The sequence below is a fragment of the Micromonospora sp. WMMA2032 genome (assembly GCF_002688545.1).
Taxonomy (GTDB): Bacteria; Actinomycetota; Actinomycetes; order Mycobacteriales; family Micromonosporaceae; genus Micromonospora; species Micromonospora sediminicola.
In genome coordinates this window covers 4505430-4530588 of the sequence record NZ_CP024052.1, presented here as the reverse complement: position 1 = coordinate 4530588, position 25159 = coordinate 4505430, and the positions used below count along the sequence as shown (strand labels likewise).

General features: G+C 72.2%; 23 protein-coding genes, 2 tRNA genes, 1 other RNA gene and 1 pseudogene. 13 read left to right on the top strand and 14 right to left on the bottom strand.

Annotated features, from left to right (window positions below):
* Positions 1-59: 59 nt before the first annotated feature.
* From CO540_RS20985 to ffs, 5 genes are all read right to left on the bottom strand, one after another.
* Positions 60-1721: an ABC transporter substrate-binding protein gene (locus tag CO540_RS20985; protein ID WP_099163332.1), complete on the bottom strand. Its 1662-nt coding sequence runs from the start codon at positions 1719-1721 to the stop codon at positions 60-62.
* A gap of 324 nt (positions 1722-2045) precedes the next feature.
* Entirely contained in the window at positions 2046-2639 is a 594-nt protein-coding gene (gene recR, locus CO540_RS20980; RefSeq protein ID WP_099163331.1) for a recombination mediator RecR, read from the bottom strand.
* Between the two features lie 8 nt (positions 2640-2647).
* Positions 2648-2956, bottom strand: coding sequence for a YbaB/EbfC family nucleoid-associated protein (locus tag CO540_RS20975; protein ID WP_216642399.1), 309 nt, complete (start codon positions 2954-2956; stop codon positions 2648-2650).
* Positions 2957-3063: 107 nt separating this feature from the next.
* A complete protein-coding gene (locus tag CO540_RS20970; protein WP_099163330.1) occupies positions 3064-5847 on the bottom strand; it encodes a DNA polymerase III subunit gamma and tau in 2784 nt (927 codons plus the stop codon).
* A 107-nt stretch (positions 5848-5954) separates the two neighbouring features.
* An RNA gene (gene ffs / locus CO540_RS20965) (signal recognition particle sRNA small type) lies at positions 5955-6044 on the bottom strand.
* An 80-nt stretch (positions 6045-6124) separates the two neighbouring features.
* Here ffs and CO540_RS20960 point away from each other — a divergent pair.
* From CO540_RS20960 to CO540_RS20920, 8 genes are all read left to right on the top strand, one after another.
* Positions 6125-6209: transfer RNA gene (locus tag CO540_RS20960), tRNA-Ser, on the top strand.
* Positions 6210-6476: 267 nt separating this feature from the next.
* Positions 6477-8252: a glycosyl hydrolase gene (locus CO540_RS20955; RefSeq protein ID WP_099163329.1), complete on the top strand. Its 1776-nt coding sequence runs from the start codon at positions 6477-6479 to the stop codon at positions 8250-8252.
* Between the two features lie 716 nt (positions 8253-8968).
* A complete protein-coding gene (locus tag CO540_RS31050) occupies positions 8969-9709 on the top strand; it encodes a hypothetical protein (RefSeq protein WP_253866136.1) in 741 nt (246 codons plus the stop codon).
* 20 nt (positions 9710-9729) lie between these two features.
* Positions 9730-10245 (top strand): NUDIX hydrolase, encoded by a 516-nt coding sequence (locus CO540_RS20945; protein ID WP_099163328.1) that lies wholly within the window; start codon positions 9730-9732, stop codon positions 10243-10245.
* Between the two features lie 317 nt (positions 10246-10562).
* Complete coding sequence (locus CO540_RS20935) at positions 10563-11177, top strand: hypothetical protein (protein ID WP_099163327.1); 615 nt, start codon at positions 10563-10565, stop codon at positions 11175-11177.
* Entirely contained in the window at positions 11174-11695 is a 522-nt protein-coding gene (locus CO540_RS20930; RefSeq protein ID WP_099163326.1) for a hypothetical protein, read from the top strand. The genes CO540_RS20935 and CO540_RS20930 overlap by 4 nt, the downstream gene beginning before the upstream one ends.
* An 86-nt stretch (positions 11696-11781) precedes the next feature.
* A complete protein-coding gene (locus CO540_RS20925) occupies positions 11782-12393 on the top strand; it encodes a permease-like cell division protein FtsX (RefSeq protein WP_099163325.1) in 612 nt (203 codons plus the stop codon).
* Complete coding sequence (locus CO540_RS20920; protein ID WP_253866134.1) at positions 12390-12974, top strand: SigE family RNA polymerase sigma factor; 585 nt, start codon at positions 12390-12392, stop codon at positions 12972-12974. Before CO540_RS20925 ends, CO540_RS20920 begins: the two co-directional genes overlap by 4 nt.
* A 65-nt stretch (positions 12975-13039) precedes the next feature.
* On the opposite strand, the gene CO540_RS20915 is transcribed toward CO540_RS20920, so the two are convergent.
* Positions 13040-13126, bottom strand: a tRNA-Ser gene (locus tag CO540_RS20915).
* A 75-nt stretch (positions 13127-13201) separates the two neighbouring features.
* Here CO540_RS20915 and deoD point away from each other — a divergent pair.
* Positions 13202-13909, top strand: a complete 708-nt coding sequence (gene deoD, locus CO540_RS20910) for a purine-nucleoside phosphorylase (RefSeq protein WP_091568373.1) — start codon at positions 13202-13204, stop codon at positions 13907-13909.
* Between the two features lie 186 nt (positions 13910-14095).
* On the opposite strand, the gene CO540_RS20905 is transcribed toward deoD, so the two are convergent.
* The 4 genes from CO540_RS20905 to CO540_RS20895 form a co-directional block, all read right to left on the bottom strand.
* Positions 14096-14623 carry a nucleoside deaminase gene (locus tag CO540_RS20905; protein WP_371682311.1) on the bottom strand — a complete coding sequence of 176 codons (528 nt, stop codon included), beginning with the start codon at positions 14621-14623 and terminating at the stop codon, positions 14096-14098.
* Positions 14624-14690: 67 nt separating this feature from the next.
* Positions 14691-15215 carry a tRNA adenosine deaminase-associated protein gene (locus CO540_RS20900; protein WP_091568366.1) on the bottom strand — a complete coding sequence of 175 codons (525 nt, stop codon included), beginning with the start codon at positions 15213-15215 and terminating at the stop codon, positions 14691-14693.
* 121 nt (positions 15216-15336) lie between these two features.
* Positions 15337-15507, bottom strand: a complete 171-nt coding sequence (locus tag CO540_RS30435; protein WP_172967891.1) for a hypothetical protein — start codon at positions 15505-15507, stop codon at positions 15337-15339.
* 72 nt (positions 15508-15579) lie between these two features.
* Positions 15580-15876, bottom strand: coding sequence for a hypothetical protein (locus CO540_RS20895; RefSeq protein ID WP_091576827.1), 297 nt, complete (start codon positions 15874-15876; stop codon positions 15580-15582).
* Here CO540_RS20895 and CO540_RS20890 point away from each other — a divergent pair.
* Positions 15875-16837, top strand: a complete 963-nt coding sequence (locus tag CO540_RS20890; RefSeq protein WP_371682237.1) for a peptidoglycan DD-metalloendopeptidase family protein — start codon at positions 15875-15877, stop codon at positions 16835-16837. The two genes, CO540_RS20895 and CO540_RS20890, sit on opposite strands and share 2 nt — an antisense overlap.
* A gap of 58 nt (positions 16838-16895) precedes the next feature.
* Positions 16896-17966, top strand: coding sequence for a PHP domain-containing protein (locus CO540_RS20885; RefSeq protein ID WP_099163322.1), 1071 nt, complete (start codon positions 16896-16898; stop codon positions 17964-17966).
* Here the strand turns inward: CO540_RS20885 and CO540_RS20880 are convergent.
* Positions 17849-18948: pseudogene (locus tag CO540_RS20880) on the bottom strand (DMT family transporter); the annotation flags it as partial. The gene CO540_RS20885 and the pseudogene CO540_RS20880 overlap by 118 nt on opposite strands.
* A gap of 90 nt (positions 18949-19038) precedes the next feature.
* Between CO540_RS20880 and CO540_RS20875 the strand changes: the two are divergent.
* On the top strand, positions 19039-19662 hold the full coding sequence (locus CO540_RS20875) for a Uma2 family endonuclease (RefSeq protein WP_216642294.1): 624 nt from the start codon (positions 19039-19041) through the stop codon (positions 19660-19662).
* 74 nt (positions 19663-19736) lie between these two features.
* A complete protein-coding gene (locus tag CO540_RS20870) occupies positions 19737-21407 on the top strand; it encodes a DUF885 domain-containing protein (RefSeq protein WP_099163320.1) in 1671 nt (556 codons plus the stop codon).
* A 63-nt stretch (positions 21408-21470) separates the two neighbouring features.
* Here the strand turns inward: CO540_RS20870 and CO540_RS20865 are convergent, their stop codons facing one another.
* The 3 genes from CO540_RS20865 to nudC form a co-directional block, all read right to left on the bottom strand.
* The gene (locus CO540_RS20865) at positions 21471-23009 is read right to left on the bottom strand and encodes a DUF6114 domain-containing protein (RefSeq protein ID WP_099163319.1); all 1539 of its coding nucleotides are present in this window, start codon (positions 23007-23009) and stop codon (positions 21471-21473) included.
* A gap of 80 nt (positions 23010-23089) precedes the next feature.
* Entirely contained in the window at positions 23090-23641 is a 552-nt protein-coding gene (locus CO540_RS20860) for a DUF6230 family protein (RefSeq protein WP_099164878.1), read from the bottom strand.
* Between the two features lie 451 nt (positions 23642-24092).
* Positions 24093-25019 (bottom strand): NAD(+) diphosphatase, encoded by a 927-nt coding sequence (nudC, locus tag CO540_RS20855; RefSeq protein ID WP_099163318.1) that lies wholly within the window; start codon positions 25017-25019, stop codon positions 24093-24095.
* Positions 25020-25159: the final 140 nt, after the last annotated feature.

Genomic DNA, 25159 nt, shown 5'->3' with positions numbered 1-25159 from the left:
GCGGAGGGGTGCGGGCGGGCGCTGTGGTCACAGCGCCCGCCCGCGTCAGTGCCTTCAGATCACTTGAACTCTGCGGTCGCGTACCGCTCGTCGGTGAGCGGGCTCGCCTTGATCCCGGTCACGTCCTTGCCGAACACGATCGCCGGCGGGGAGTGCGAGATCGGCACACCCGGCAGGAAGTCCATGATCGCCTTGTTGAGGGCCTTGTACTTCTCCGTCCGAGCCGCCGCGTCGGCGGTGGTGTCGGCGTCCTTGAACTGGGCGAAGAGCGCGGGGTTGTTGAAGCCCCACTCGTCCTTCGGCCGGTCGAAGAAGGTGCCGATGAAGTTGTACGCGTCGCCGTAGTCACCGGTCCAGCCGAGGAAGTGCAGGTCGTGCTTGCTGCCGGAGGTGGTGGCGTTGAGGTAGTCCGGGCTCCACTTGAGCGGGATGGCCTGGACGTTGATGCCGACCGCCTTGAGGTCCGCCGAGAGCAGCTCGAAGATGTCCTTCGGGTTCGGCATGTACGGCCGGGTGACCTCGGTCGGGTAGTGGAACTTCAGCGTCAGGTTCGTCGCGCCGGCCTCGGCCAGCAGCTGCTTGGCCTTCTCCGGGTTGTAGTCGTACTTGGTGACGTCGCCGTTCCAGCCCTCGACGGTGTCCGGGAAGAAGTTCATCGCGACCTTGGCGCCCGGGGGCAGCTTCGAGTCGACGAGCGCCTGCCGGTTCAACGCGTACGCGATGGCCTGCCGGACCTTGATGTCGGCCAGCTTCGGGTTCCCCTTCTGGTTGATCGCCAGGTAGAGGATGTTGAAGGCCGGGCGGGTGAGGACGTTGAAGCCCTCCTTCTTCAGCGGCTCCACGTCCGCCGGACCGACCAGGTCGTAGCCCTGGATGTCACCCGAGCGGAGCGCCTGCTTGCGGGCGTTCTCGTCGGAGATGGTCTTGAAGATGATGGTCTTCAGCTTGGCCTTGTCGCCGTAGTAGTCGTCGTTGCGCTCGATGGTGAGCGTCTTGTTGGCGACGTCCCACGACTTGAACTTGAACGGCCCGGTGCCGGTCGGGTGCTCCATCGCGTACGACGGGTACTTGATGTCCTCGGCGGTGCCGGTGACGTTGCTGGCGTCGTACTGCTCCAGCGCCTTCGGGCTCTGGATCGAGAACGACGGCAGCATCAGCGCGGCCGGGATCTTGCTGGAGACCCGGTTGAACGCCAGGTCGACGGTGGTGGCGTCCTTGGCGGTGCAGGACTTGAAGAGGCTCGGCGGCAGGTCCGGGTTCTCGTTCTTGGCGAACCCGCCCATGACGTCCTGCCAGTACGCGGTCACGTCCGGGCTCTGCATGAGGCCCTTGGCGTTGTACCAGCGGTTGAAGTTGTAGCAGACGGCTTCCGCGTTGAAGTCGGAGCCGTCGTGGAACTTGACGCCCGAGCGGAGCTTGAAGGTCCAGGTCGTGCCCGCCGCGTCCGGGGTCCAGGACTCGGCGAGGCCCGGCGTCACCTTGGTGCCACCCTCCTCGGGGCGGACCAGGGTCTCGAAGACCTGGCGGGCCACGCGCAGCGACTCACCGTCGCTGGCGAAGCTGGGGTCGAGCACCTTCGGGTCTCCGGCGACGCCGAAGACGAGGGTGTCCTTCTTGCTACCTCCGGAGCCACTGTCGCGGTCGCTCTCGGCGCAGCCTGCTACCGCGAGGGCCGCGACCGCGACGGCCGCGATCGCGGCCTTCGGCCTGGGTGCACGCATGGTGCTTCACCTCGTCCTTGGGGGTACGGACAACGTGGTGACAGGGGTCACCGATGTGCGGTGACCTTAGCCCCAGGGCGGAGCATGCGGAAACGCCAGGGGGGCGGGTTGGTATCGGATCGTGTCTTTTCCGCAGCGAGGCATTCGATTCGAAGGGTATCGCTGCTGTTCACCTAATGTTCGTCGGCCGAAGGGCCGAATTTGTTACGTCGATCCGGTCCCGGAGGCTCGTACCTGTCAGATCGACGAACGTCGGAGATCCGGTCCGGAGACACCGCCGGCGGGCACCCCGCAGGGCACCCGCCGGAGGCGACACGACGGTTCTCAGACCGCTCGACGGCCCTCGAAGGCACGACCCAGCGTGATCTCGTCGGCGTACTCCAGGTCGCCGCCGACCGGCAGGCCACTGGCCAGCCGGGTCACCGCGATCCCCATCGGCTTGACCATCAGCGCCAGGTAGGTCGCCGTCGCCTCGCCCTCGGTGTTCGGGTCCGTGGCGAGGATCAGCTCGCGGACCGTACCGCTGCCGAGACGGGTCATCAGCTCACGGATCCGCAGGTTGTCCGGGCCGATGCCCTCCAGCGGATTGATCGCGCCACCGAGCACGTGGTAGCGGCCGCGGAACTCGCCGGTCCGCTCGATCGCCACCACGTCCTTCGGCTCCTCGACCACGCAGAGCACCTCGTCGGTGCGCCGGGGGTCGCGGCAGATCCGGCACTGCTCGGACTCGGCCACGTTGTAGCAGGTCGTGCAGAACCGGACCAGGTCCTTGACCTTGCGCAGCGCGCCGGCCAGCCGGTTGACGTCGGCCGGATCCGCCGACAGCACGTGGAACGCGATCCGCTGGGCGCTCTTCGGGCCCACGCCCGGCAACCGGCCCAGCTCGTCGATCAGGTCCTGGATGGCACCTTCGTACATCTGCCGGCTCAGAACCCGGGCAGGCCGAGGCCGCCCATCCCACCCGCGACCGGGCCCATCTTCTTCTCGGTCAGCTCGCGGGCCGCCTCGGCGGCGTTGTGCACGGCCGCGACGACCAGGTCCTCCAGGGTCTCCACGTCCTCCGGGTCGACCGCCTTCGGGTCGATCTTGATCGCCTTCAGCTCACCGGTGCCGGCGACGGTGGCGGTGACCAGGCCACCGCCCGCGGTGCCCTCCAGCTCCGCCTCGGCCAACTCGGCCTGGGCCTTGGCGATCTGCTGCTGCATCTTCTGCGCCTGCTTCAGCATCTGCTGCATGTTCGGCTGTCCACCTGGGCGCACGGACCGCTCCTTCTCGCACTCGTCTGCTCGGCCGCGCCCAGCCTAGTCGGGCCACGGCACCGCTCCTCCGGGTCGACCCGCGCTCAGCGCGCGTCCACCTCGTTGATCTTCTCGGCCCCGAACGTCTCGCGCAGCAGCTGCACCGCCTGCTCCTCGCTGGACTGCCGGGCGGTCCGCTCGTCGATCACCTCGTCCAGCGGCTCGTCGCCCGGGTCGAAGCCCTCGTACGCCGGTGCCGCGGCCGCCGGCGCCCGACCACCCCGGACCGGCCCGTCGAAGTCCGGGTCGTAAGGCGGCTCACCGGCCCACTCCGCGTCCGCGGTCTTCCGCGCCGGCTGCGCGGCCCGCGTCCCCTTGCCGGGCCCACCGCCGGCCGCCGCGGCCGCCGCGGCCGCGCGGGCCGCCGCGATGGCGCTGTTCTTCGGCCCACCGCCGCCCGCCGGCGCCGCCGGGGGCGCGGCCGGCTTCGGTACGGCCGGAGCGGCGGTCGCGGTCGCCGCCACCCCGCCCGGACGGGCCGCCGCCGGCCAGTCCTCCCCGTCGACGGCGGGCGTCGCGGCGGGGGTACGCACCGGATTGGTGGCGCCACCGGGTCGCACCGGCTCCGGCCAGTCCTCCTCGTCGTCCTGCTTTCCGGCGGCCGGCGCACCCGCCGACGCCCGGGTCGACCCGCCGGCCGGCGCGGCCCCGGTGCCGGAGCGGCCGCCGCCCGGACCCGCCGGCCCACCGACGCGGTTGCCGTGGTCGTCGGCGCGGTTGCCGTGCGCGGACCGGGTGCCCGAGTCACCGGTCGAGCCGGCCGGTGCGGCCCCACCCGGGCCGGACGCCGAAGGCGCGACCCCGCCGTTTCCGGAGTCCGGACGGCCGTCGGCACCGTCGGGCCCACCGGAGTCGGGGCGCCCACCGGCACCGTGCGGGCCACCCGGGCCCGGACGCCCGTCGGCGGCGTCCGGCGTCCCGGAGTCGGGGCGCCGGCGGGCGGCGTCATCCGGACCGGAGGTGGCCGGGGCCGGGACGGCCTCGGCGGGGGCGCGGCTCGCGCCGGACGGGCGGGACGGGCCGCCCAGCGAGGACGCGCCCCGCTCGCCGGCCACCTCGCACCGGATCTGCCAGCGACCGCCCAACTCCTCGTAGAGCGCGTCGGTGAGCACGGCGGCGTGGTCGGCCATCATCTTCGCCAGCACCGTCGACTTCACGGTCAGCACCAGCGTGTCGCCGTCCAGGTCACGCACCACCGCGTCACGCATCAGCGCGGCGATCCGCTTGTTGCTCCGGTTGACCTTGCCGACCACCTCCGGCCAGACCCGGCGCACCGCGACCGCGTCCAGCGCGCCGGGGTTCGCCGCGCCCGGGCGGGGCGGCTCGGGGGTGGCCGGGTCGGGCATCACCGCCGAGGGCGGCACCGGGCGGCGGGCCGGGGCGGCCGGGGCATCGGCCGTCGGGCCACCGGATGCGGCTTCGGCAGCCGGGGCACCGGCTGCGGCACCGGAGGCGCCGGGCGCGGCACCGCCCGCGGCGGCACCACGGGGGGAGCCGGCGGCCAGGGCGGCGGCGCGGGCGGCGGCCGCACCGGTCGGGGCGTCGGCAGCCGCCGGCGTGCCGGCGGTCTCCGGGTGGACCGCGGCGGCAGCCGCGCCCGGGGCGGGCGTCGCCGGGCGTACCTCCGGGGTTCCGGTGGCGTGCGCGGCGGCCGGCTCGGCGCCGCCCAGGGTGAGCCGGCGCTCCATCCGCTCCAGGCGCTGGAGCAGGCCGCCGGACGAGTCGTCGACGCCGGGCAGGAGCATCCGGGCGCAGATCAGCTCCAGCAGCAGCCGGGGCGCGGTGGTGCCGCGCATCTCGACCAGGCCGTTGTGCACGATGTCGGCGCAGCGGGACAGCGTGGCCGGGCCGAGCCGTTGGGCCTGCGCGGCCATCCGCTCGATCTGGTCGGCCGGGCCGTCGATGAGGCCCTTGGCGGCGGCGTCCGGCACCTGCTGGAGCACGATCAGGTCGCGCAGCCGCTCCAGGAGGTCGGTGGCGAACCGGCGCGAGTCGTGGCCGGCCTCGGCGACCCGGTCGACGGTGGCGTACGCGGCCGCGCCGTCCCCGGCGGCGAGCGCGTCGCACATCTCGTCGATCAGCGCGGAGTCGGTGACGCCGAGCAGCGCGGCGGCCCGGGCGTAGCCGACCCCCTCCGGACCGGCGCCGGCGATGAGCTGGTCGAGCACGGAGAGGCTGTCCCGCATGCTGCCGCCACCGGCGCGCACCACCAGGGGGAAGACCGCCGGCTCGACGGTCACCCCCTCCGCCTCGCAGAGCTGCTCCAGGTAGGGCCGGACCACCTTCGGCGGGTAGAGCCGGAACGGGTAGTGGTGCGTCCGCGACCTGATCGTGCCGAGGACCTTCTCCGGCTCGGTGGTGGCGAAGATGAACTTGACGTATTCCGGCGGCTCCTCGACCAGCTTGAGCAGGGCGTTGAAGCCGGCCGACGAGACCATGTGCGCCTCGTCGATGATGTAGATCTTGAAGCGACTGCGGGCCGGCGCGAAGAACGCCTTCTCGCGCAGCTCGCGGGCGTCGTCGACACCGCCGTGGCTGGCCGCGTCGATCTCGATGACGTCGATCGACCCGCCGCCGTCGGGGGCCAGCCCGCGGCACGAGTCGCACTGCCCGCACGGCTCGGGGGTGGGGCCCTGCTCACAGTTGAGCGAGCGGGCCAGGATCCGGGCGCTGGAGGTCTTGCCGCAGCCGCGGGGGCCGGAGAAGAGGTACGCGTGGTTGAGCCGACCGCTGCGCAACGCCTGGGACAGCGGCTCGGTGACCTGCTCCTGGCCGATCATCTCGGCGAAGGTGCGCGGCCGGTACTTGCGGTAAAGGGCCAGTGCCACCCGTCCCGCCTCCTCTCGACCGAGCCATTCTGCGCCGGTCGGCCCCGGGTGACCACCCACCACCCCGTGACTCGACCCGAGGCGACGTTACCGGGACCCGGAGACAGAAAGGCCTCCCGTGCACCCGGCAGAGCTCGCTTATCCTTGCTGCCTTCCGGCCCTGGGGAGGTTCACGAGATACCGCCGCACGGGAGGTGGGACCAGCCTACCCGACGCCGTGTGGATCTTCCGGGAGGGTGGGGTGGCCCGCCGTCGGGGGACCTGTATCCTGGCTCGCGGAGGATTCGCCTAGAGGCCTAGGGCGCACGCTTGGAAAGCGTGTTGGGTTCACACCCTCACGAGTTCGAATCTCGTATCCTCCGCCGTCGACGAAGGGCCGGCACCTCGGGTGCCGGCCCTTCGTCGTTCCCGCCGCCGTGATGCCGTCCGGCCCACCGACCAGCGACCCTTGACCGGTTCACAAGGCCTCCCGTTCGACGAGTGTTCGACTGGGCATTGACAAAGTTAACCGGTTAAGAAGACCATCGTTGATATCTTCGCCGGGTCGACCGCCGGGAGGGCAACCGACGGTCCGGCCCGTCCGGGCGACGAGGACTCCCCCGCACCCACCACCCGTACGGGAGTTCCTCATGAACCAGCGCACCCGCACGCGGGCGTGTCTGGCCGGGGCGGCCGCAGCCGTCACCGCGCTGGCCACCGCCCTCGTCACCACGCCACCCGCCCAGGCCGCCGCCGGCGCCTGCTCGGTGACCTGGCAGGTCACCAACGACTGGGGCGGCGGTGCCACCACCAACGTCACGATCACCAACACCGGGGCCGCCGTGAACGGCTGGACGCTGGGCTGGGCGTTCCCCGGCAACCAGGTGATCGGCGACATGTGGAACGCGACGAAGACGCAGTCCGGCGCGAACGCCACCGCCACGAACGTCTCCTACAACGCGAGCGTTCCGGCGGGCGGCACGGTCAGCTTCGGCTTCAACGTCACCTACACCGGGTCGAACCCGACCCCGACCGCGTTCACGCTCAACGGCGCGGCCTGCGGCGACACCGCGCCGCCGAGCCCGACCGGCAGCCCCACGCCCAGCCCCACCGGCAGCCCGAGCCCGAGCCCGACGGTGGACCCGGACCCGACCACCACCCCCACCGGCAACCTCGCGCTGAACCGGCCGGTCGCCGTCTCGTCGACGGAGAGCCCGAACGTCGCCGGCCAGGCGGTCGACGGCAACGGCGGCACCCGCTGGTCCAGCCTCTACGCCGACCCGCAGTGGATCCAGGTGGACCTCGGCGCCACGTACCCGATCACCACCGTGCGGCTGCGCTGGGAGGCGGCGTACGGCAGGGCGTACCAGATCCAGACCTCGACGAACGGCGCCACCTGGACCCCGGTGTTCAGCACCACGACGGGCGACGGCGGCACCGACGACGTCACGCCCGCCGGGGCCAGCGGCCGGTACGTCCGGATGTCCGGCACCGCACGCGGCACCGCCTGGGGCTACTCGCTCTACGAGTTCGAGGTCTACGCGGTGAAGCCGCCCGCCCCGCCCGGCCCGGACTGCGGCCAGGCGCCGGCCGACCCGCAGGCGAACTCGAAGGCCCGCAACCTGATCTGCTACCTGCGGACGCACACCTACGTCAGCGGTCAGACCGACCTGCCGGACGCGGACCGGGTGCAGCAGCTGACCGGCCGCTACCCGGCGATGGTGGCGTTCGACTTCATGGAGTACACCCGGGGCAGCATCCAGACCCAGCAGGTCATCGACTGGGCGAGGTCGCGCAACGGCATCGTCGCGTTCCAGTGGCACTGGTACTGCCCGCGCGGCGGCAACTACTCCGCGCCCTGCGACTTCCAGCCCGACCTGAACAACCCGTCGTCGAAGCTCTACCAGGACATCGACCTGGTGGTCCGCGAGCTGAAGAAGATGGGTGACGCCGGGGTGCCGGTGCTGTTCCGCCCGCTGCACGAGGCGAACAACAACTACATGTGGTGGGCGAAGAAGGGTCAGGACGCCTACAAGCAGCTCTGGCGGCTGATCTACCAGCGGGCCCAGCTCGCCGGCGCGCACAACATCGTCTGGGTGTTCAACGGCATGGCCAGCGGCCAGGGCACCTCGCTGGCGTCCTGGTACCCGGGCGACGGCTACGTCGACCTGGTCACCTCCGACTACTTCCAGAGCGCCTCCGACTTCGCCACCACCAAGGCGGTCAGCGGCGCCAAGACCACCGGTGTGGCGGAGACGTTCAGCCCGCTCAACCCGAACTCCGACCCGGCGTGGCCGTACTTCGTGGTCTGGGCCTCGCGTGACTGGAACGGCAGCGGCAAGGACGTGGCCGGGCTGTGGCGCACCGCGATGGCCAACCCGAGGACCATCTCCATCGACCAACTCCCCGACATGTCCGCGTGGTGACGACCTGATCGCCAGGGGGCCGGGCCCGTCGAAGGTCCGGCCCCTTCCGCGTACGCGCAGAGCAGCCAGCAACATATGCGCCGCCTGTATACCGCGCAATCACGCAGCGAGTTCAATGAGCTGATGACCGCGATGACGAGGCGAGCAGGTTGCGCCCGCTGCGGGGCCGGCCTGGCGACGGACAACAACTCCGGGCGTTGCGCCCCCTGCCAACGGGCGGAGCGGGACCGGGTCGTCGCAGCGCCCGAGGTTCCGGCCACCTTCTGGTCGCACGAGCCGCTTTGGCGAGCCTTGGCGGAACGGCACCTCGGCCGCGTGATTCGGGCCTACCGCCACCATCCGTACCACGGCCGGCAGCCGCTGCCTCAGGCCACGGTGGCCGGTTGGTTCGGGGTCACCCAGGCGCAACTCAGCCGCGTCGAGACAGGGCCGCCGATGGTGCACCTCGACCGGCTCGCCCATTGGGCTCGGGTGCTGGGATTCCCGCCCACATCCTGCGGTTCCGCCTCCCGCCCGGGCGCGACGACGCTCCGCCACACGTCGACGGAGAAGCCGGTCCTCACCTGCTCAGCGCGCTTCGATGCGCCGACCGGCAGATCGGCGGACGGAACCTGTACCGCGGGGCGCTTGCGCACATCACCGCGTTCTTCCCGCCGACGAGGCAATCGTCCGCCCTCCCTCGGCCGACGCTGTTGGCGGCTGCGACGCTGCACGAGATGGCCGGCTGGATGGCGCACGATTCCGGCGACTCGACCACGGGCCGCCAGCACTTCCGTGACGCGTTGGCGCTCGCTGTCGACAGCGGCACCCGCCTCCTTGTCGGTCAGGTCCACGGCAGTCTCAGCCATCTCGCATCCCACGACGGCAACGCAGCGGCAGCCATCGCCCATGCCATCGAAGGGCTCGGCGTAATCGCGGACGAGGAAGCGGGCGCACGGGTCCGCGCACGGCTGTTCGCCCTACAGGCGCGCGGTCTCGCGGCAGCGGGCCGAGCCGCCGAGTGCCACTCGACTCTCCGTCTCGCCGAAGTCGCACTCGGCCAGGCAGCAGCGTCGCCAACCCCATGGCTGAGTCCGTTCGACCGCACCTCACTCGACATCGAGATGGCCCGGTGCCTACTTCGCCTCGGTGACGTGACGGCCGCGCTACGCCTGCTCGACGACATCGTGACCGACGAGCCGACCACCCGGGTACGCAGTCAGGCACTTGCCCGGACGCTCCTGGCCACGGCGCTGGTCGGGCAGGCCCGGATCGACGAGGCGTGCCTGGTCACCCATAAGACCATCGACCTCACCCACGGGCTCGGCTCCACCGTCGTCCTCGATCAGCTTCGGCATCTCGCACTACTGCTGCGGTCACATTCCATCCACCTCCCCGACGTGCCGCAGCTTCTGGACCGGCTTCGCGACACGTTCCGGGAACGGAGTTGGCTGGCGCTGCCACTGCCGACCGGATGACACCCGCCGACAATGGCCTCATGGCCGACGAGCGTCCCCTGTACGAGCGAGATCCAGCAGCCTGGCGCGCACACCTTGCGGAGGGCAATGCGCGCCAACCGCGCAAGCGGGTCGGGGTGGACGTGCTCCTGCGCAACGAGCGGGGCGAGGTCCTGCTGGTCGACCCTCGCTACAAGCCGGACTGGGATCTGCCGGGCGGCATGGCCGAGGCGAACGAGCCACCGCACGTCACTGCCGCACGGGAACTCCACGAGGAACTCGGGCTGGAGCTGCGCGTCGGGTCGATGCTGGTGGTGGACTGGGTAGCCCCGCACGGCCCGTGGGACGACAGCCTGATGTTCGTCTTCGACGGAGGCGTGCTGCCGGCCACGGAACAACTTCGGCCGACGGACGGCGAGCTGGCCGAGGCTCGTTTCGTTGCGCTCGACGACGCGCGGGCGCTGCTTCGCCCGTACATCTGGCAGCGGTTGCGTCACGCGGTGGCCGCGCTCGCCGACGGACGCCCGAGGTATCTCGTCGGCGGCAACGTGGCGTGACGCCAGCCGGTGAGGTGTCATGCGCATCGTCGTCGACTTGCCGGAGCCGTTCGGGCCGAGGAAGCCGGTGACGACCTCCGGCCGAACCTGGACGGTCAGCCCGTCCACGGCGACCCGGCCCCCGTAGCGCTTGGTCAACTCACGTAGTTCGATCACATGATCGACGCTAGGCAGCGCCGTCGGTCGCCAGAAGGCGGAAACCATCCGACTCCGTCCGGGGGTTTTCCGCCCCCCGTCCCCGGTAACGTCTCGGGACACACGGGAGGAGGCGTCGTACACATGTTCTATCCACAGGCTGTGGATGCCGAACGGGTCGGATGAGCTATCAGCTCAGCGCCGTGGTCGCCGACGTCGAGCTGCTCCGCGAGCGGACCGCCGGCCTGGACCACGCGGTGCTCGCCGCGCTCCGCCAGGACTTCGCGCTGCTGCCGATCACTCCGCAGCTGGTCGAGGAGCTGACCGGCCGGCTGCCGGACTTCGCCGCCGACGACCCGTGCGCCGAGCGCCCGTTCCGGCTGGTCCTCTCGCCGCCGTTGGCGGAGCTGCTGGCCGGCTGGTCGAACAACGGGCCGGTGGCCTACCTGGAGGCGGAGTTCGCCGGCGGGCTCGGCCACCAGTCCGCGGTGGTCTGGCTGGGCGGCGACGTGAGCTGGGGGCCGCGCTACGACCAGGCGCTGGACCGGCCGCGCGTCGAGTGGCCGATCAACACCGCGCTGGCCCGGCTGGGCGCCGAGCCGGGCGCGTGGATCGACCCGTTCGCCGAGCTGGGCCTGCACCTGGAGCGCGACACCGAGGGCTGGCTGGCGCACGGCCGGCGCGGGCTGTCCGCCGACTACTGGGACGAACTGGCCGACGAATGGGAGCTGCGCCAATCCGACCCGCACCAGCAACCTCGACGCCCTGGTCCCGTTGTGGACTGGGGGATTGCATGAAACTACGACAATTCGGCTTTATCGCCGCGCTGACCGCTGCCGCGTCCATCGCCGGCAGCGGCGTCCATCCACAGTGGCCGGCCCGGCCGGTCGGGGCCGCCGAGGTGGTCAGCCTCGACGGCCTGCGCAACGCGGAGTTCGGCGACACCGAGGAGGACCTCACCCGGCGCGGCCTGCTGCACACCGACGAGGAGGCCTGCGGGCCCACGCTGACCGGGCTCGGCTCGGTCAGCCCGATCTTCGTCGACGACCGGCTCGTCCTGCTCTGGCTCGACGACCCGATGAGCACGCCGGAGGGGATCAGCGCCGGCACGCCGGTCGCCGACGTCCGGTCCGCGTACCCCGGTGCCACCGCGCTGCCGGCGCCGCCCGGCAGTCACCGCTTCGCCGGGCTGCTCGCCCGCGACGGCGACCGCGCGTACCTGTTCCTGCACGACGGCGTCACGGTCCGAAAGATCATCGCCGGGTACGCGGACTGGGCCCGCCGCCTCTTCGACGAGGGCTACGGCCCCTGCTGATCCGACCCGTCGGAACTCAGGTGTGACCGATACAGCGACTCGACCAGTCCTTGAGGGTGGAAGCCGTCGGACACCAGGAGTGAGCTGTGGACCAGAACCTGCACGTGCTCTTCGAGCGGGCGCTCGGCGTCGAACCCGCGCCCCCGACCGGAGAACTGGCCCGGGAGGCCATGACGGCGGGAGCGATCCTGCGGCGCAGACGCCGCCTACTCGCCGGCGGTGCGGCAGCCGGCTTCACCGCGGTCGCCGCCGCCATGGTCGCGCTGAACCTGCCCCTGACGCAGGGGGCGCCCGTGCCACCGGTGGTGGCGGCCGGGGCACTGATGCCTGCCACGAGCGCCGCCTGCGACCGGCAGGGCGGACACGCGACGGCCGACGTCCGGGTCTTCCTGCGGCAGGACGTCACCGATCAGCAGCGGCTCGACCTCCAAGACACGCTCCGATCCGATCCACTCGTACGCAGCGTGACATTCCAGGGCCAGGACGAGGCGTACGCCAGGTTCAAGGAGATGTACAGGGACAATTCGGATCTGGTCAATGCGGTCAAGCCGGAGCAGATGCCCGAGTCCTTCCAGGTCACACTCGCCAGGGCGGGGGACGCCGCCCGGCTCATCGCGGACTTCCACGACAGGGACGGCGTCGATCAGATCCTGGGCGGTCCGTGTCCGGCGCGCCCGGAATCCGGGGAGGGTGAGTGACCAGCGGCCAGATCGACGTGCGCGCCACGCCGTCCGCCGAACGCCCGGCCGGCCCACTGGCCCGGTGGAGCGCCGCCCGCCGTCGTGAGCGCAGCACCCGGGACGAGGACTTCAGCGCGTTCGTCGCGGCGACCGCACCCCGGCTGAGACGGACCGCCTACCTCATGTGCCGGGACTGGCACCTCGCCCAGGACCTCGCCCAGATCACGTTTGCCAAGATGTACGCCTCCTGGGGCCGGGTCCGGCACAGCGCAAACCTCGACGCGTACAGCCGTCGGGTGCTCATGAACGCCGTCTTCGACCAGCGAAGCCGGCGCAGCGACACCGAGGTGGTCTGCGCCGACCTGCCCGAACGGCCGGAACCAGCAGCGACGACCGACCTGCACGTCGCATTGATGTCCGCACTGGCGACACTGCCGATCCGGGACCAGGCGATCGTGGTGCTGCGACACTGGGAGGACCAGAGCGTCGCCACCGTCGCCAGGATCCTGGGGATCTCCGCTTCGGCGGTGAAGATGCGCGACGCCCGGGCACTGGGGCGGATCCGCACACTGCTCGGCGACGACTTCACCGGGAGCTGACCCGGAACGCGGAACGCCCGGTGTGATCCTCACGGATCGCACCGGGCGTTCTCGCTGTTCACGAGCGGTGGCGGCGGGATTTGAACCCGCGGAGGGCGTAAACCCTCACACGCTTTCGAGGCGTGCTCCTTAGGCCACTCGGACACGCCACCGCCGACGAGGGTACAGGACCACCGGTCTGGACGCCGAACCGGTATCCCTCCGGCCGGCCTGGCAGGATCTTTGCCATGAGTACGCACATCGGCGCTGAGCCGGGAGAGATCGCCGAGCGGGTCCTGATGCCGGGCGACCCGCTGCGGGCCAAGTGGATCGCGGAGACCTACCTCGAGGAGGCCCGCTGCTACACGACGGTGCGCGGCATGCTGGGCTTCACCGGGCGGTGGAACGGCGTCGACGTCTCCGTCCAGGGTTCCGGCATGGGCATGCCGTCCGCCTCCATCTACGCCCACGAGCTGGTCAACGAGTACGGCGTGAAGTCGCTGATCCGGGTCGGGTCCTGCGGGGCCCTGACCGAGGACCTGGCGCTGCGCGACGTGGTGGCGGCGATCGGCTCGTCCACCGACTCGAACATGAACCGGATGCGTTTCGACGGGCTGATCGACTACGCCCCGGTGGCCGACTTCGGGCTGCTGCGTACCTCGGTCGAGGTGGCCGAGCGGCGCGGCATCAGCATGCGGGTCGGGCCGATCCTGGCCGCGGACGCCTTCTACACCGACCGGCCGGACCTGTACGACACGCTCGCCGACTACGGCGTGCTGGCGGTGGAGATGGAGTCGGCGGCGCTCTACACGATCGCCGCCCGGTTCAAGGCCCGCGCGCTGACCATCCTGACCGTCAGCGACCACATCAAGACCGGCGAGAAGACCACGTCGCAGGAGCGTGAGCAGACCTTCGGCCAGATGGTCGAGATCGCCCTCGACACCATCATCGCCTGACCGATCCGTTCCGCCGACCGCCCCGTCACCACCAGGTGCCGGGGCGGTCGTCGTCCGGGCCGCGACGGGTTCCGGTTCGGGCGTCATGACTCAGCGGCATAAATATGCCTCAGAGTCATATCGCAGGAAAGCAACATGCCCGTCGGGCCGCGACACGCCGCGACCGACGCGCCGCGGCGCACCCGGTCAGCGAAAAAACGCGCGCAGCAGCGCCGCGCTCTCCACCTCCAGCACACCCCCGTACACCTCGGGGCGGTGCGTGACGCGGCGGTCGCGCAGCACGTCCCAGAGCGAGCCCACCGCACCCGTCTTCGGCTCCCACGCCCCGAACACCACCGTCGAGACCCGGGCCAGCGCGATCGCACCGGCGCACATGGTGCACGGCTCCAGCGTCACCACCAGGGTGCAGCCGTCCAGCCGCCAGCGGCCCAGCCGCTGCGCGGCCCGGCGCAGCGCCAGCACCTCGGCGTGCGCCGTCGGGTCGCCGGTCAGCTCCCGCTCGTTACGCCCGATCGCCAGCTCGGCGCCGTCGGGGGCGTAGAGCACGGCGCCGACCGGCACGTCGTCGGCGTCCTCGGGGGTGTCGCCGTCCGGGCCGGTCACCGCGACCTCCAAGGCCCGGCGCATCCACAGTTCGTGCCGCTGCCGGCGACCCAGCTCGCCGGGCCCGGCCAGCCACTCGTCGGCACCCGGCCCCGCGCCCGGCGGTCCCACCGTCTCCAGCGCCGGATCGGTGGCGTCGACCGGTTCCGCCGCGCCGGGGGTGACCGACTCGCCCGGCTCAGACCTCACGCAACTCCTCGACGTCGTCCGCACAGCCGAGCACCTGGCAGATCTCGGCGGTCACGTCCGCCGGCATGGAACCCTCGTGGGCGCAGAGCGCGAGCAGCTTCTGCGCCGGGATGCCCAGGTCGGCGAGGAGGTCGGCGTCGCCCACCGGGTCGGCCTCCGGGTCCACGGCCGGCTGCTCGCTGTCCTCGTCGCCGCCGGTCGGGCGCGGCTCGTCGACATCTTCCAGCCCGGTGACCGAGGTCTTCAGGTCGCCCACCAGCAGCGCGCCCAGCCGGGACTCCTCCGCGTAGGCCGAGTCGGAGCCGAAGACCCGGAGGTCCTCCCCCTCGTCCAGGCGCAGGATCACCAGGTACGTGTCGTCCGCCTCGACGAAGAGCAGGGAGAGGTCGGCGTCCGGCTCGACGTCGCGCAGCCGGTCGGCCACCTCCTCGATGTCGGTGACGCCCCGCAGGCTCACCTCGCCGGCGGTCCAGCCACCGTCGACGCGCGCCACGGCAGCAGCGAAGTACGACACGGTCCCCCCAAATTGGCCTCGGCAGCACGCCGACACGTCACGCGATGCACGTTAACCGGTCGGGTCGGCGGGCGACCGGTCAACGCCCCGTAAGGGGCCGGCCGTTCCTGGAGAAAGTGGTTCAGCCGGCGACGCGCCGACGGGTGGCGATCAGCTGGCGCAGCCGCTCGGTGCGCGCCCGCTGCGGCCGTTCGCGCTGCTGTACCGCACGCGCACCGGCCAACTCGGCGAGGAGTTGCAGGCGACGGCGGCTCCGCTCGGGGTCGAGCCGCGGCGGTGTGGTCCAGGCCATACCGCGAGCGTGAACCGTCACCACGCGTTCGTCAAGATGGTCTTCGCTACGCAGCGAAACCGGCACCCAAGGTCACCAGAGCGGCCAGTCGCCGGACTGCGCCCACCGCACCGCGACAACCGCGGCGGCGATGCTCCAGCCGCCCGCGGTGACGATGGCCACCCCGGTCGCCACCCCCCGGTCGCCGTGGCGGACCAGCGCCGCGGCGGCCGCCCAGGCCACCCCGCCGGCGAACAGCGTCCACCACGCGTAGCCGGGCACATCGCGGCCGACCAGCCCGAACAGCAGCAGCCAGGCGAACGCGGCCACCGCGCCCACCGCGACGCCGCCGCCGGTGACCGGGTGCGGTTCGCGGTAGCTGGGCCGCATGGGCCCGCCGGACGGGAAGAGCCCCGACGGCGTACGCGGCGGCGGGTGCGCCACCCCCGGACCGGGCCCGTCGGGTACGCCGTACCACCCGTTCGCCACCGCTGCCCCCTTCCCGGACGACCCACCTCGACAACCACGCACAGTCACCGATCTATGCGGCCGACTCTCGGCGTTCGTCCCCACGGTAGTGGTCTGCCAGGATGATCGGATGCGCTCGCCATCGATCGGACGCCGCACGCGTCCGGCGTACCCGGTCCTGCTGCTCGTGGCGGCGCTGGCCGCCGGGTGCGACCGCCCCGCCGCGCCCGCCGACGCCTGGCGGGACCCGAGCCCGATGGTGACCGCCGCTCAGCCGGCCGAGCCGGCGAGTCCCCGCCCGACCCCGCCGGCCGCCTCCTCCGCCGCCCCGACGCCGACCCGCACCGACGTGCGGCGGGTCTTCCCGGTCCGGGCCGGCAACGTCGACTACCACCCGACGCACGGCGGCTATCCGGGCACCGACCTCTTCGCCGACTGCGGCGAGCCGGTCGTGGCGGTCACCGACGGCGTGGTCCTGGAGGTCAGCCGGGTGGACCGGTTCGACAAGCGCGGGCCGCTCGGGCCGAACAACGGCGGACTCTCGGTGTCGCTGCTGGGCGACGACGGGGTGCGCTACTACGGCTCCCACCTGAGCGCGATCACGGCCGGCGTCGACGCCGGCGTACGCGTGCGCGCCGGCCAGCAGCTCGGCAAGGTGGGCCGCACCGGCAACGCCAACAACGTCTGCCACCTGCACTTCGGGCTGTCGCCGAAGTGCACCGGCACGAACGACTGGTGGATCCGGCGGGGTGTGGTCTGGCCGGCGCCCTACCTGAACTCGTGGCGTAAGGGCGGCAACCGGTCGCCGGTCGCCGAGGTCACCGCCTGGCAGCGCAAGCACGGCTGCCCGACGTCGCCCGGCCGGTCGACCGCCGGCGGCTGACCCCGACGCGCGGTGCGGGGCCACCCGGCGGGCGGCGCGAGCGCGTAGGTTCCAGGGCATGACTGCCCGGGACCCCATCGCCGACCTGCGCCGGATCGCGTTCCTGCTGGAGCGGGCGAACGAGGCCACCTACCGGGTCCGGGCGTTCCGGTCGGCGGCCGCGGCGCTCGGCGCGCTGCCCGCCGGGGAGGTGGCGGAGCGGGCCCGCACCGGCAAGCTGACCGAGCTGGCCGGCGTCGGCGACGTGACCGCCCGCTGTGTCGTCGAGTCGCTGGCCGGCGAGGAACCCGTCTACCTGCGCCGGCTGGTCGCCACCGAGGGCACCGACCTGGACGAGGAGGCGGCGCGGCTGCGGGACGCGTTGCGCGGCGACTGCCACACCCACTCCGACTGGTCCGACGGCGGCTCGCCGATCGAGGAGATGGCGCTGGCGGCGGTCGAGCTGGGGCACGAGTACGTGGTGCTCACCGACCACTCGCCCCGGCTCAAGGTGGCCCGGGGTCTCACCGCCGACCGGCTGCGCCGGCAGCTCGACCACGTGGCCGCCGTGAACGAGGCGCTGCCGAAGGGCTTCCGCATCCTCACCGGCATCGAGGTCGACATCCTCGCCGACGGCTCGCTGGACCAGGACGACGAGCTGCTCGCCCGCCTGGACGTGGTGGTCGGCTCGGTGCACAGCGGCCTGAGCGACGACCGGGCGCGGATGACCCGCCGGATGCTGGCCGCGATCGGCAACCCGCACCTGGACATCCTCGGCCACTGCACCGGCCGGATGGTCTCGTCCCGGCCGGCGGGCGTGACCGGGCCGGGCGACCGGGGCCACCGGGCCCGCACCCGCAAGGAGAGCGAGTTCGACCCGGACGTCGTCTTCGCCGCCTGCGCCGAGCACGACGTCGCCGTCGAGATCAACTCCCGGCCGGAACGGCAGGACCCGCCGAAGCGGTTGATCCGCCGGGCGCTGGAGGCCGGCTGCCGGTTCGCGATCAACACCGACGCGCACGCGCCCGGGCAGCTCGACTGGCAGCGCTTCGGCTGTGAGCGGGCGGCGCGTTGCGGCGTGCCGGCGGACCGGGTGGTCAACACGTGGACGGCCGACCGCCTGGTGAAGTGGACGGCTGGCCGGGGCTGAGCGGTCAGCCCCGGGCGGCCGGCTCGACCGTGCGGGCCGCGGGGGCCACCGGTTCCGGCCGGCGTCCACGCCTGCCGAACAGGCCCTGCGCGACCGCCACCCCGACGAGCACCACCAGCGCGCCGACCGGTTGGTGCCAGTTCATCCGCTCACCGAGCACCACCGCGCCGACCAGCACCGCGAACACCGGGATCAGGTAGGTCACCGTGGACGCCGTGCTCGCCCCGGCCAGCCGGATGTTGCGCATGTTGATCACGAAGGCCAGCCCGGTGCCGAGCGCGCCGAGCGCGAGCACGCTGGCCACCACCCGCAGCGAGAGGTCGGTCGGCATCGGGGGTGCCCCCGCCACCAGCGGCGCGACCAGCGCGAGCTGCGCGGTGGCCACGAGCAGTTGCGCCGCCGACAGCGACAGCCCGGAGTGCGCGCTGCCCGCGATGAACTTCTTCTGGTACGGGATCGCCAGGCCGTAGCAGGCCGCCGCCCCGAAGCACATGAGCTGGCCGGTGAAGTGGGCGCCGCCCACGCCCTCCCAGACGCCGAGCACCACCAGCACGCCGACGAAGCCCAGCCCCAGCCCGACGGCCCGCCGCGCGGTCAGCCGCTCGGTGCGGAACACCAGCACGGCCAGCGGCAGCACGATCAGCGGCGTGGTGGCGTTCCAGATGCCGGCCAGCATCGACTCGACCCGCTGCTCGCCGAAGCCGAAGAGGGTGAACGGCAGCGCAACGCCCAACGCGGCGACCACCAGCATGTGCGCCCAGACCCAGGGCTCGCGGGGCAGCCGGTCACGCAGCACGGCCAGCACCACCAGAAGCGTGACCGCGCCGGTGGCGACCCGGAAGAGGGTGAGGTGCACGGGGTGCAGCTCGGCCACCCCCACCTTGATGAAGAGGAAGCTGGAGCCCCAGATGGCGGCGAGCGCGACGAACCCGGGCAGCCAGCTCCGCAGCGGCGCGGGGTCAGGAGTGGTCTCGACTGTCACCCCTGACACTCTGCCCCCGGGGTACGACGATGTCGCGCGAAATTCAGACGCCGTGTCGACCACCACAGCAACCGCCTTACAGTGGAGGCGTTGACCAGCCGAGGAGGTGGGACGTCGATGGCCATGCCCACGCCGTTCGATCCGCTCGTCGACTTCGACGGGATGTGGACCACCGAGCTCGCCGACCGTTACCTCCCGTTGCGCGAGCTGCCGAACGCGCGCTACGAGTGCATCGACGGAAGGCTGGTCATGACCCCCGCCGAGACCGGCACCAACAGCTATGCCGAGGGCGAGCTGCTGCATCTGCTCAAGCCCGCGGCGAAGGAAGCCGGCTACTTCGTCTTCGGCCAGGTGAACCTGACCTTCAGCCCGGACCGCTGGATCCAGCCCGACCTCACCGTCCTGCACGCGCTGCCCGAGACCGACCAGGATGATCGCTGGATCCCGGTGCGGCTGTGCACCATGGCGGTCGAGTTCGTGTCGCCCGGCAGCCGCCGTCAGGACTTCGTGGACAAGCCCCGCCGCTGCGCCGAGGCCGGCGTCCCGTACTTCATGCGGGTGCGGGTCGTCCGCCAGATCCGTCACGTCGGCGTCGAGTTCCTCACCCTCCGCGACGGCGGCTACGTCAGCACGGCGCAGGCGGTCAGCGGCCAACGACTCAAGCTGGACGCACCCTTCACGATCGACTTCGATCCGGTCGAGTTGCTGCCCTGAGCCGTCGGGTCGCCGCCGGCGAACACGGCAAACGCTGTCGACACCGGGGTGGCCCGGTCACGTAGGGTTCGCCCGTGGGACGAATCGATGACCTCGCCAACCGGTACGTGGCCGAGTGGGCTCCGCTGAGCCCGACCGGCGCCACCTACGTCGGCATCGCCGGCTACGACGACCAGCTCGACGACCTCACGCCGGACGGCTACGCGGCCCGGGCGGACCTGACCCGGCGCACGCTGGGCCAGCTCGACGTGACCGAGCCGGAGACCGAGGCGGAGCGGACCGCCAAGGAGGCGATGCAGGAGCGCCTCGGCCTGGAGCTCGCCCGGCACGACGCCGGGGAGACCACCAGCGAGATCAGCGTGATCGAGAGCGGCCTGCACGAGATCCGGATGGTCTTCGACCTGATGCCGACCGACGGCGAGGAGGCGAAGGCCAACGTGGCCACCCGACTCAACCGCTTCGCCTCGGCGCTGGAGGGCTACAAGCGCACGCTGCGCGAGGCCGCCGCCGAGGGCCGGGTCAGCTCGCGGGTGCAGCTCGTCGAGGTGGCCAAGCAGTGCGACGTCTGGGTGGACCCGGAGGGCGACAACTTCTTCCACGGCCTGGTCGAGCGGCTCGACGCGGACGGCGCGCTCGGCGCGGAGCTGCGCAAGGGCGCCGCCGCCGCGACCGCGGCCACCGCCGAGTTCGGTCAGTTCCTCCGCACCGAGCTGGCCCCGGTGGGGCGGGAGAAGCAGGCCGCCGGCCGGGAGCGCTACGAACTGGCCTCGCAGTACTTCCTCGGCGCCAAGGTCGACCTGGACGAGACGTACGCCTGGGGGTTCGCGGAGCTGGCCCGTCTGGAGGCCGACATGCGGATCGTGGCCGGGCAGATCGCCGGTCCGGGCGCCACGGTCGACGAGGCCGTCGCCGCGCTCGACGCCGACCCGGCGCGGACCGTGCGCGGCAAGGAGGCGTTCCGCGACTGGATGCAGGAGCTCGCGGACAAGGCGATCACCGAGCTGAACGGCACCCACTTCGACATCCCGGAGCAGGTCCGCCGGATCGAGTGCCGGCTGGCGCCGACGAGCGACGGCGCCATCTACTACACCGGCCCGAGCGAGGACTTCTCCCGCCCGGGGCGGATGTGGTGGGCGGTGCCGCAGGGCATCACCGACTTCTCCACCTGGCGCGAGGTGACGACCGTCTACCACGAGGGCGTGCCCGGCCACCACCTCCAGGTCGCCCAGACGGCCGTCCGGGCCGACCTGCTCAACCGCTGGCAGCGGCTGCTCTGCTGGGTCTCCGGGCACGGTGAGGGTTGGGCGCTCTACGCCGAGCGCCTGATGGACGAGCTGGGCTATCTGGCCGACCCGGGCGACCGGCTCGGCATGCTCGACGGGCAGGCGCTGCGCGCGGCCCGGGTCATCGTCGACATCGGCATGCACCTGGAGCTGGAGATTCCGGCGGACAACCCGTTCGGCTTCCACCCGGGCGAGCGCTGGACGCCGGAGCTGGGCTGGGAGTTCATGCGGGCGCACTGCCGGGTGCCGGACGAGAACCTGCGTTTCGAGCTGAACCGCTACCTGGGCTGGCCGGGGCAGGCGCCCTCGTACAAGGTGGGCGAGCGGATCTGGTTGCAGGCGCGGGAGGAGGCGAAGGCCCGCAAGGGCGCCGACTTCGACCTGAAGGAGTTCCACCGCCAGGCGCTCGACCTGGGGGCGCTGGGGCTCGACCCGCTGCGCCGGGCGCTGGCCCGGCTCTGAGCACGGCGACGGCCGGGAGTCGGAGTTCCCTCCGGCTCCCGGCCGTTTCGCTGTCCGCGCCGGTCAGGCCAGGTCGACCCGGAGCACCGGCCGGGCGGTGAGTGACTTCGAGTTCTCGTACGCCAGCTCGATCACCGGGTCGGTGAAGCTGATCGGGATCGGCGAGGTGATCGGGATGCCGTCCGGGAAGGGCAGGTCCGGCGTCAGCGTGATCTTGATGCCGAGCAGGTAGCCGACGAACCGGGTGGCGTAGAAGGCGACGTCGCCCTCGACGGTGAGCCGGTCGGTCACGTACCGCTGCTTCTTGCCGGCCGGGCCGCTGGCCAGCAGCGTGAAGTCGTCGGTGACCGCCTTGTCCATGGTGAACTTCAGGCACTTGAGCGTGCCGTCGCGGGTGGGCAGCTCGACGATGCCCTCGAAGCGCAGCCCCGTCATCGTGACCTTGGAGCCGGTGAGCCGGGACGGCGGGTCGGCGACGATCGGCTGGTCGGGGTCGGCGGCCAGCTTGGGCAGCGGCTTGCCCTCCTCGACCGGCTTCGGCTTGGTCGGCGCCGGCTTGTCGTCGTCGCAGTCGGCGCCCGGCTCGGCCGGGGTCGACGGCTTGGCGCTGCCGCTGGGCTTCGGCGTGGCGCTCCCACTCGGGGTCGCCGCGGCGGCGGCCACGGCCGACGCGGACGGCGACGGCGACGGCTCGGCCTTGTCGTCGTCACCGCCGGTGAACAGGCCGGTGATGCCGTCGACGATGTCGGTCAGCAGGTTGCCGTCCTTCTCCTCCGCCGGCTCGGCCGGCGCGGTGGTGCTCGGACTGGCCGACGGGGAGGCCGTCGGGGTCTTCGAGGCGGACGGCTTGGGCGCCGGGGCCGAGGTGGTCGGGCAGGCCGCCGGCGCCGCGATCGCCGGCCGTTCGTCGCGGATCGTGACCAGTCCGGCCGCGGAGACGGCGAGGACCAGCAGGATCGCGTACGCCCGGGGCGGCTGCCCGGAACCACGCGGCGCGTCCGCGGGCGGCGCGTCCACGGCCGGTTCCGCCGGGGCCGACTCCCGCAGCGGGTTGCGCGGCTCCGGCAGGGTGTCGGTGAGCACCCCGGTGGTGTCGTCCTCCCGCTGCCGGGGCAGCAGCTCGTCGACCAGGGCCGGCTCCGGCTCGTCGGCCGGCTCCTCGACCGGCTCGTCGTCGGTCGGTTCCGCCGGAGGCACGTCGGCGGCCGGGCCCTTGCGCGGCACCCAGGCGAAACCGAGCGCGCTGCCGACCATGCCGAGCAGCAGGCCGATGAAGAAGCCGCCGAGGTTCACGCCGATCAGCGAGTAGAGCGCGGTGATCGCCGCGACCACCGCGTAGAACATGCGCTGCGCCGGGCTGAACCAGAGCAGCATGCCGCAGGCCACGAGGATGGTGGGGATGAGCCAGGACAGGAAGCCGGTGGGCCCCATCTGGAAGGTGAGGCCGTTGAGGCTCAGCTGGGTGGTGGCGAAGATCTCCAGGCCGGCCAGGGTGGTGAAGAGCCCGCCCCAGAACGGCCGCGCCCGGCGCCACCGGCGGAAGCCACGCCACGCCTGGCCGAGCCGACCGGGCCGGGCCTGCTGCGTTTCGGCGGTTGTCACGTACTCCTCCTGGCGGTGCTGACGGGGTGAGACATGGTCGAGGCCCGCGGAGGGCGCCCTCCGCGGGCCTCGAGTTCAGATCAGAAGCATTCCTTGGCGTCCTTGCCCACGTTGACCTTGAGCTTCAGGCCGTTGAGGGTGAAGACGCCGGCGCTGGTGGAACGGGCCACCTGCTCCAGGTCCGTGATGGTCACCGCGTCGGCGCTCTGGCCGAAGGACTTCGGCACGACCGGCTGCGCCGGGTTCATGGAGGCCGCGTCCCGGCCGATCTTGATGTTCTCGAACCGGGCGTCGCCCTCGAGCGAGTCCATGTCGATCAGCAGGTTGGTGGCCGTGGCCGGCTTGCCGCCGCCGCCGGCGTTGATGGTCAGCACGATCGGCACGCCGGGGATGCTGGCGTTGACCGACTGGCAGAGGTCGTAGAGCTTGGCGTCGGCGATCTCGGAGACGGCGACCGGGTGCTGGGTGCCGTCCGACTCCTTGGCGATGCCGCCGTACTGCTTGAAGCCGGTGCCCTCCAGCTTCGAGGCGCCGACCTTGAAGGTCTGGCCCGACACGGCGAACGACGCCGCGATGGCGCCGTTGGCCATACCCAGCACGATGCCGCCGGCCACGACGGTCGCGGGCACCATCACCGCGGCGAAGCGCCGCCAGCGGGTGCCGCCACTCAGCTCGCGGTTCTCCGATTCACTCACAAGGTCCTCCTCGACGGGGGTGCGTCTCCGGACGCGGGACGCGACGCGGGACGGAAAGCTGCGGGGCGGCGCGGGTGCCGTTGTGCCGAACGGGCCGCGCGGTCGCGGATTGGATGCTCTCGCGAAGCGACAGACCTCACAAGCCCCTTGCTACTGACGGGTAACACAGCTGTGGTATCAAGATCGCCTACGGTTACCATCGGTTAACGTCCCGGCGACAAGCGGCCCCGGGCAAACCGGCCTGATTACGACACGATGGCGCAGAGGTTTCACCTGTGGTAGCCATCACGGTCAAACATCACAGTTCGGTAACGGCCAGCTGACAAGCCGCTGAGGGTGAGGTGCCGATCACCCGTCCGGCCGACCCGCGACGACGACCGGAGACCGGTCAGCTCCGGCCGTCCAACCACGACCCCAGCAGGTGGCGGTCGATCGAGTCGATCCGGCCGAGCGGACGACCGGCGGCGACCCGGGCGCGCAGCTCGTCCCGGGTGAACCAGCGCGCCTCCACCACTTCCGCACCGTCGACCCGGACCTCCGTCGACGCCGCCGTCGCCCGGAAGCCGACCATCAGCCCGGCCGGGAACGGCCACGCCTGCGAACCCTGGTAGACCACCCCGCGCACCGCGATCCCGGCCTCCTCGGCCAGCTCCCGCCGAACCGCGTCCTCCAGGCTCTCGCCGATCTCCACGAACCCGGCCAGCAGCGACCACGAGTCCTCGCCGGCGCCACGGTGCCGGGCCAGCAGGCAACGCTCCGGCTCACCGGACGCCTCCACCAGCATGATCACCGCAGGTTCGATCCGGGGAAAGAGCGGCCGACCGCACCCACCGCCGGTGCAGGCCCGGGTGTGCCCGCCCGCCCCGGCGACCGTCGCCGCACCGCACGCACCGCAGAACCGCTGACCCCGGTGCCAGTGCAGCAACCCCTTCGCGTACGCCTGGACGGCCGCCTCGGCCGCCCCCAGCCCGCCCACCAGGGCCCGGACGTCCACCGCCTCGACGGCGCCGGCCAGGTCGCGAGCCTCGCCCTCGGCGCGGCCGGAGAGGTCGGCGGCGAAGACCGCCCGGCCCTCCGCCAAGCCGAGGAAGACCGTCTCGTCGGCGGCGGCGAGCAGGCCGGCCGCACCGGCCACCGCCGGTCGCACCGGCGTCCGCCCGGCGTCGACGAGGCACCGGTCCCGCCACAGCGGCAGCACCACGCTCTCCGGATCGGCCAACCGCCCGGCCAGCCAGGCCGGGTCGCCGCGCAACGCCGCCGCCCGGTCCAGCCACCCACCGCCGTACGCGGCCACCACCCGGTCATCCGTCCGCACCCGCCCACCGTGCCACGACCGGCCACGGAGCGGGGGCCCGAAACGGGTGACGGGTACGACACCGGCACTCGCCCGACACGACTGCCGGCCGGAGACTCCCGACCGGCTCGAGCGTTGGTTACCGTAGGTGTCTCCCGCGG

What these genes read in the sequence shown, in the direction of transcription:
- CO540_RS20895 (WP_091576827.1), bottom strand. Translation starts at nt 15,876, where the DNA reads ATGCGGCCCAGCTACCGCGAACCGCACCCGGTCACCGGCGGCGGCGTC.
- CO540_RS20860 (WP_099164878.1), bottom strand. Translation starts at nt 23,641, where the DNA reads ATGGTGCCCGCGACCGTCGTGGCCGGCGGCATCGTGCTGGGTATGGCC.
- CO540_RS20885 (WP_099163322.1), top strand. Translation starts at nt 16,896, where the DNA reads ATGACTGCCCGGGACCCCATCGCCGACCTGCGCCGGATCGCGTTCCTG.
- CO540_RS20930 (WP_099163326.1), top strand. Translation starts at nt 11,174, where the DNA reads ATGAAACTACGACAATTCGGCTTTATCGCCGCGCTGACCGCTGCCGCG.
- CO540_RS20975 (WP_216642399.1), bottom strand. Translation starts at nt 2,956, where the DNA reads ATGCAGCAGATGCTGAAGCAGGCGCAGAAGATGCAGCAGCAGATCGCC.
- CO540_RS20955 (WP_099163329.1), top strand. Translation starts at nt 6,477, where the DNA reads ATGAACCAGCGCACCCGCACGCGGGCGTGTCTGGCCGGGGCGGCCGCA.
- CO540_RS20945 (WP_099163328.1), top strand. Translation starts at nt 9,730, where the DNA reads ATGGCCGACGAGCGTCCCCTGTACGAGCGAGATCCAGCAGCCTGGCGC.
- CO540_RS20985 (WP_099163332.1), bottom strand. Translation starts at nt 1,721, where the DNA reads ATGCGTGCACCCAGGCCGAAGGCCGCGATCGCGGCCGTCGCGGTCGCG.
- recR (WP_099163331.1), bottom strand. Translation starts at nt 2,639, where the DNA reads ATGTACGAAGGTGCCATCCAGGACCTGATCGACGAGCTGGGCCGGTTG.
- CO540_RS20890 (WP_371682237.1), top strand. Translation starts at nt 15,875, where the DNA reads ATGGGCCCGCCGGACGGGAAGAGCCCCGACGGCGTACGCGGCGGCGGG.
- CO540_RS30435 (WP_172967891.1), bottom strand. Translation starts at nt 15,507, where the DNA reads ATGGCCTGGACCACACCGCCGCGGCTCGACCCCGAGCGGAGCCGCCGT.
- CO540_RS31050 (WP_253866136.1), top strand. Translation starts at nt 8,969, where the DNA reads ATGGCCGGCTGGATGGCGCACGATTCCGGCGACTCGACCACGGGCCGC.
- deoD (WP_091568373.1), top strand. Translation starts at nt 13,202, where the DNA reads ATGAGTACGCACATCGGCGCTGAGCCGGGAGAGATCGCCGAGCGGGTC.
- CO540_RS20935 (WP_099163327.1), top strand. Translation starts at nt 10,563, where the DNA reads ATGAGCTATCAGCTCAGCGCCGTGGTCGCCGACGTCGAGCTGCTCCGC.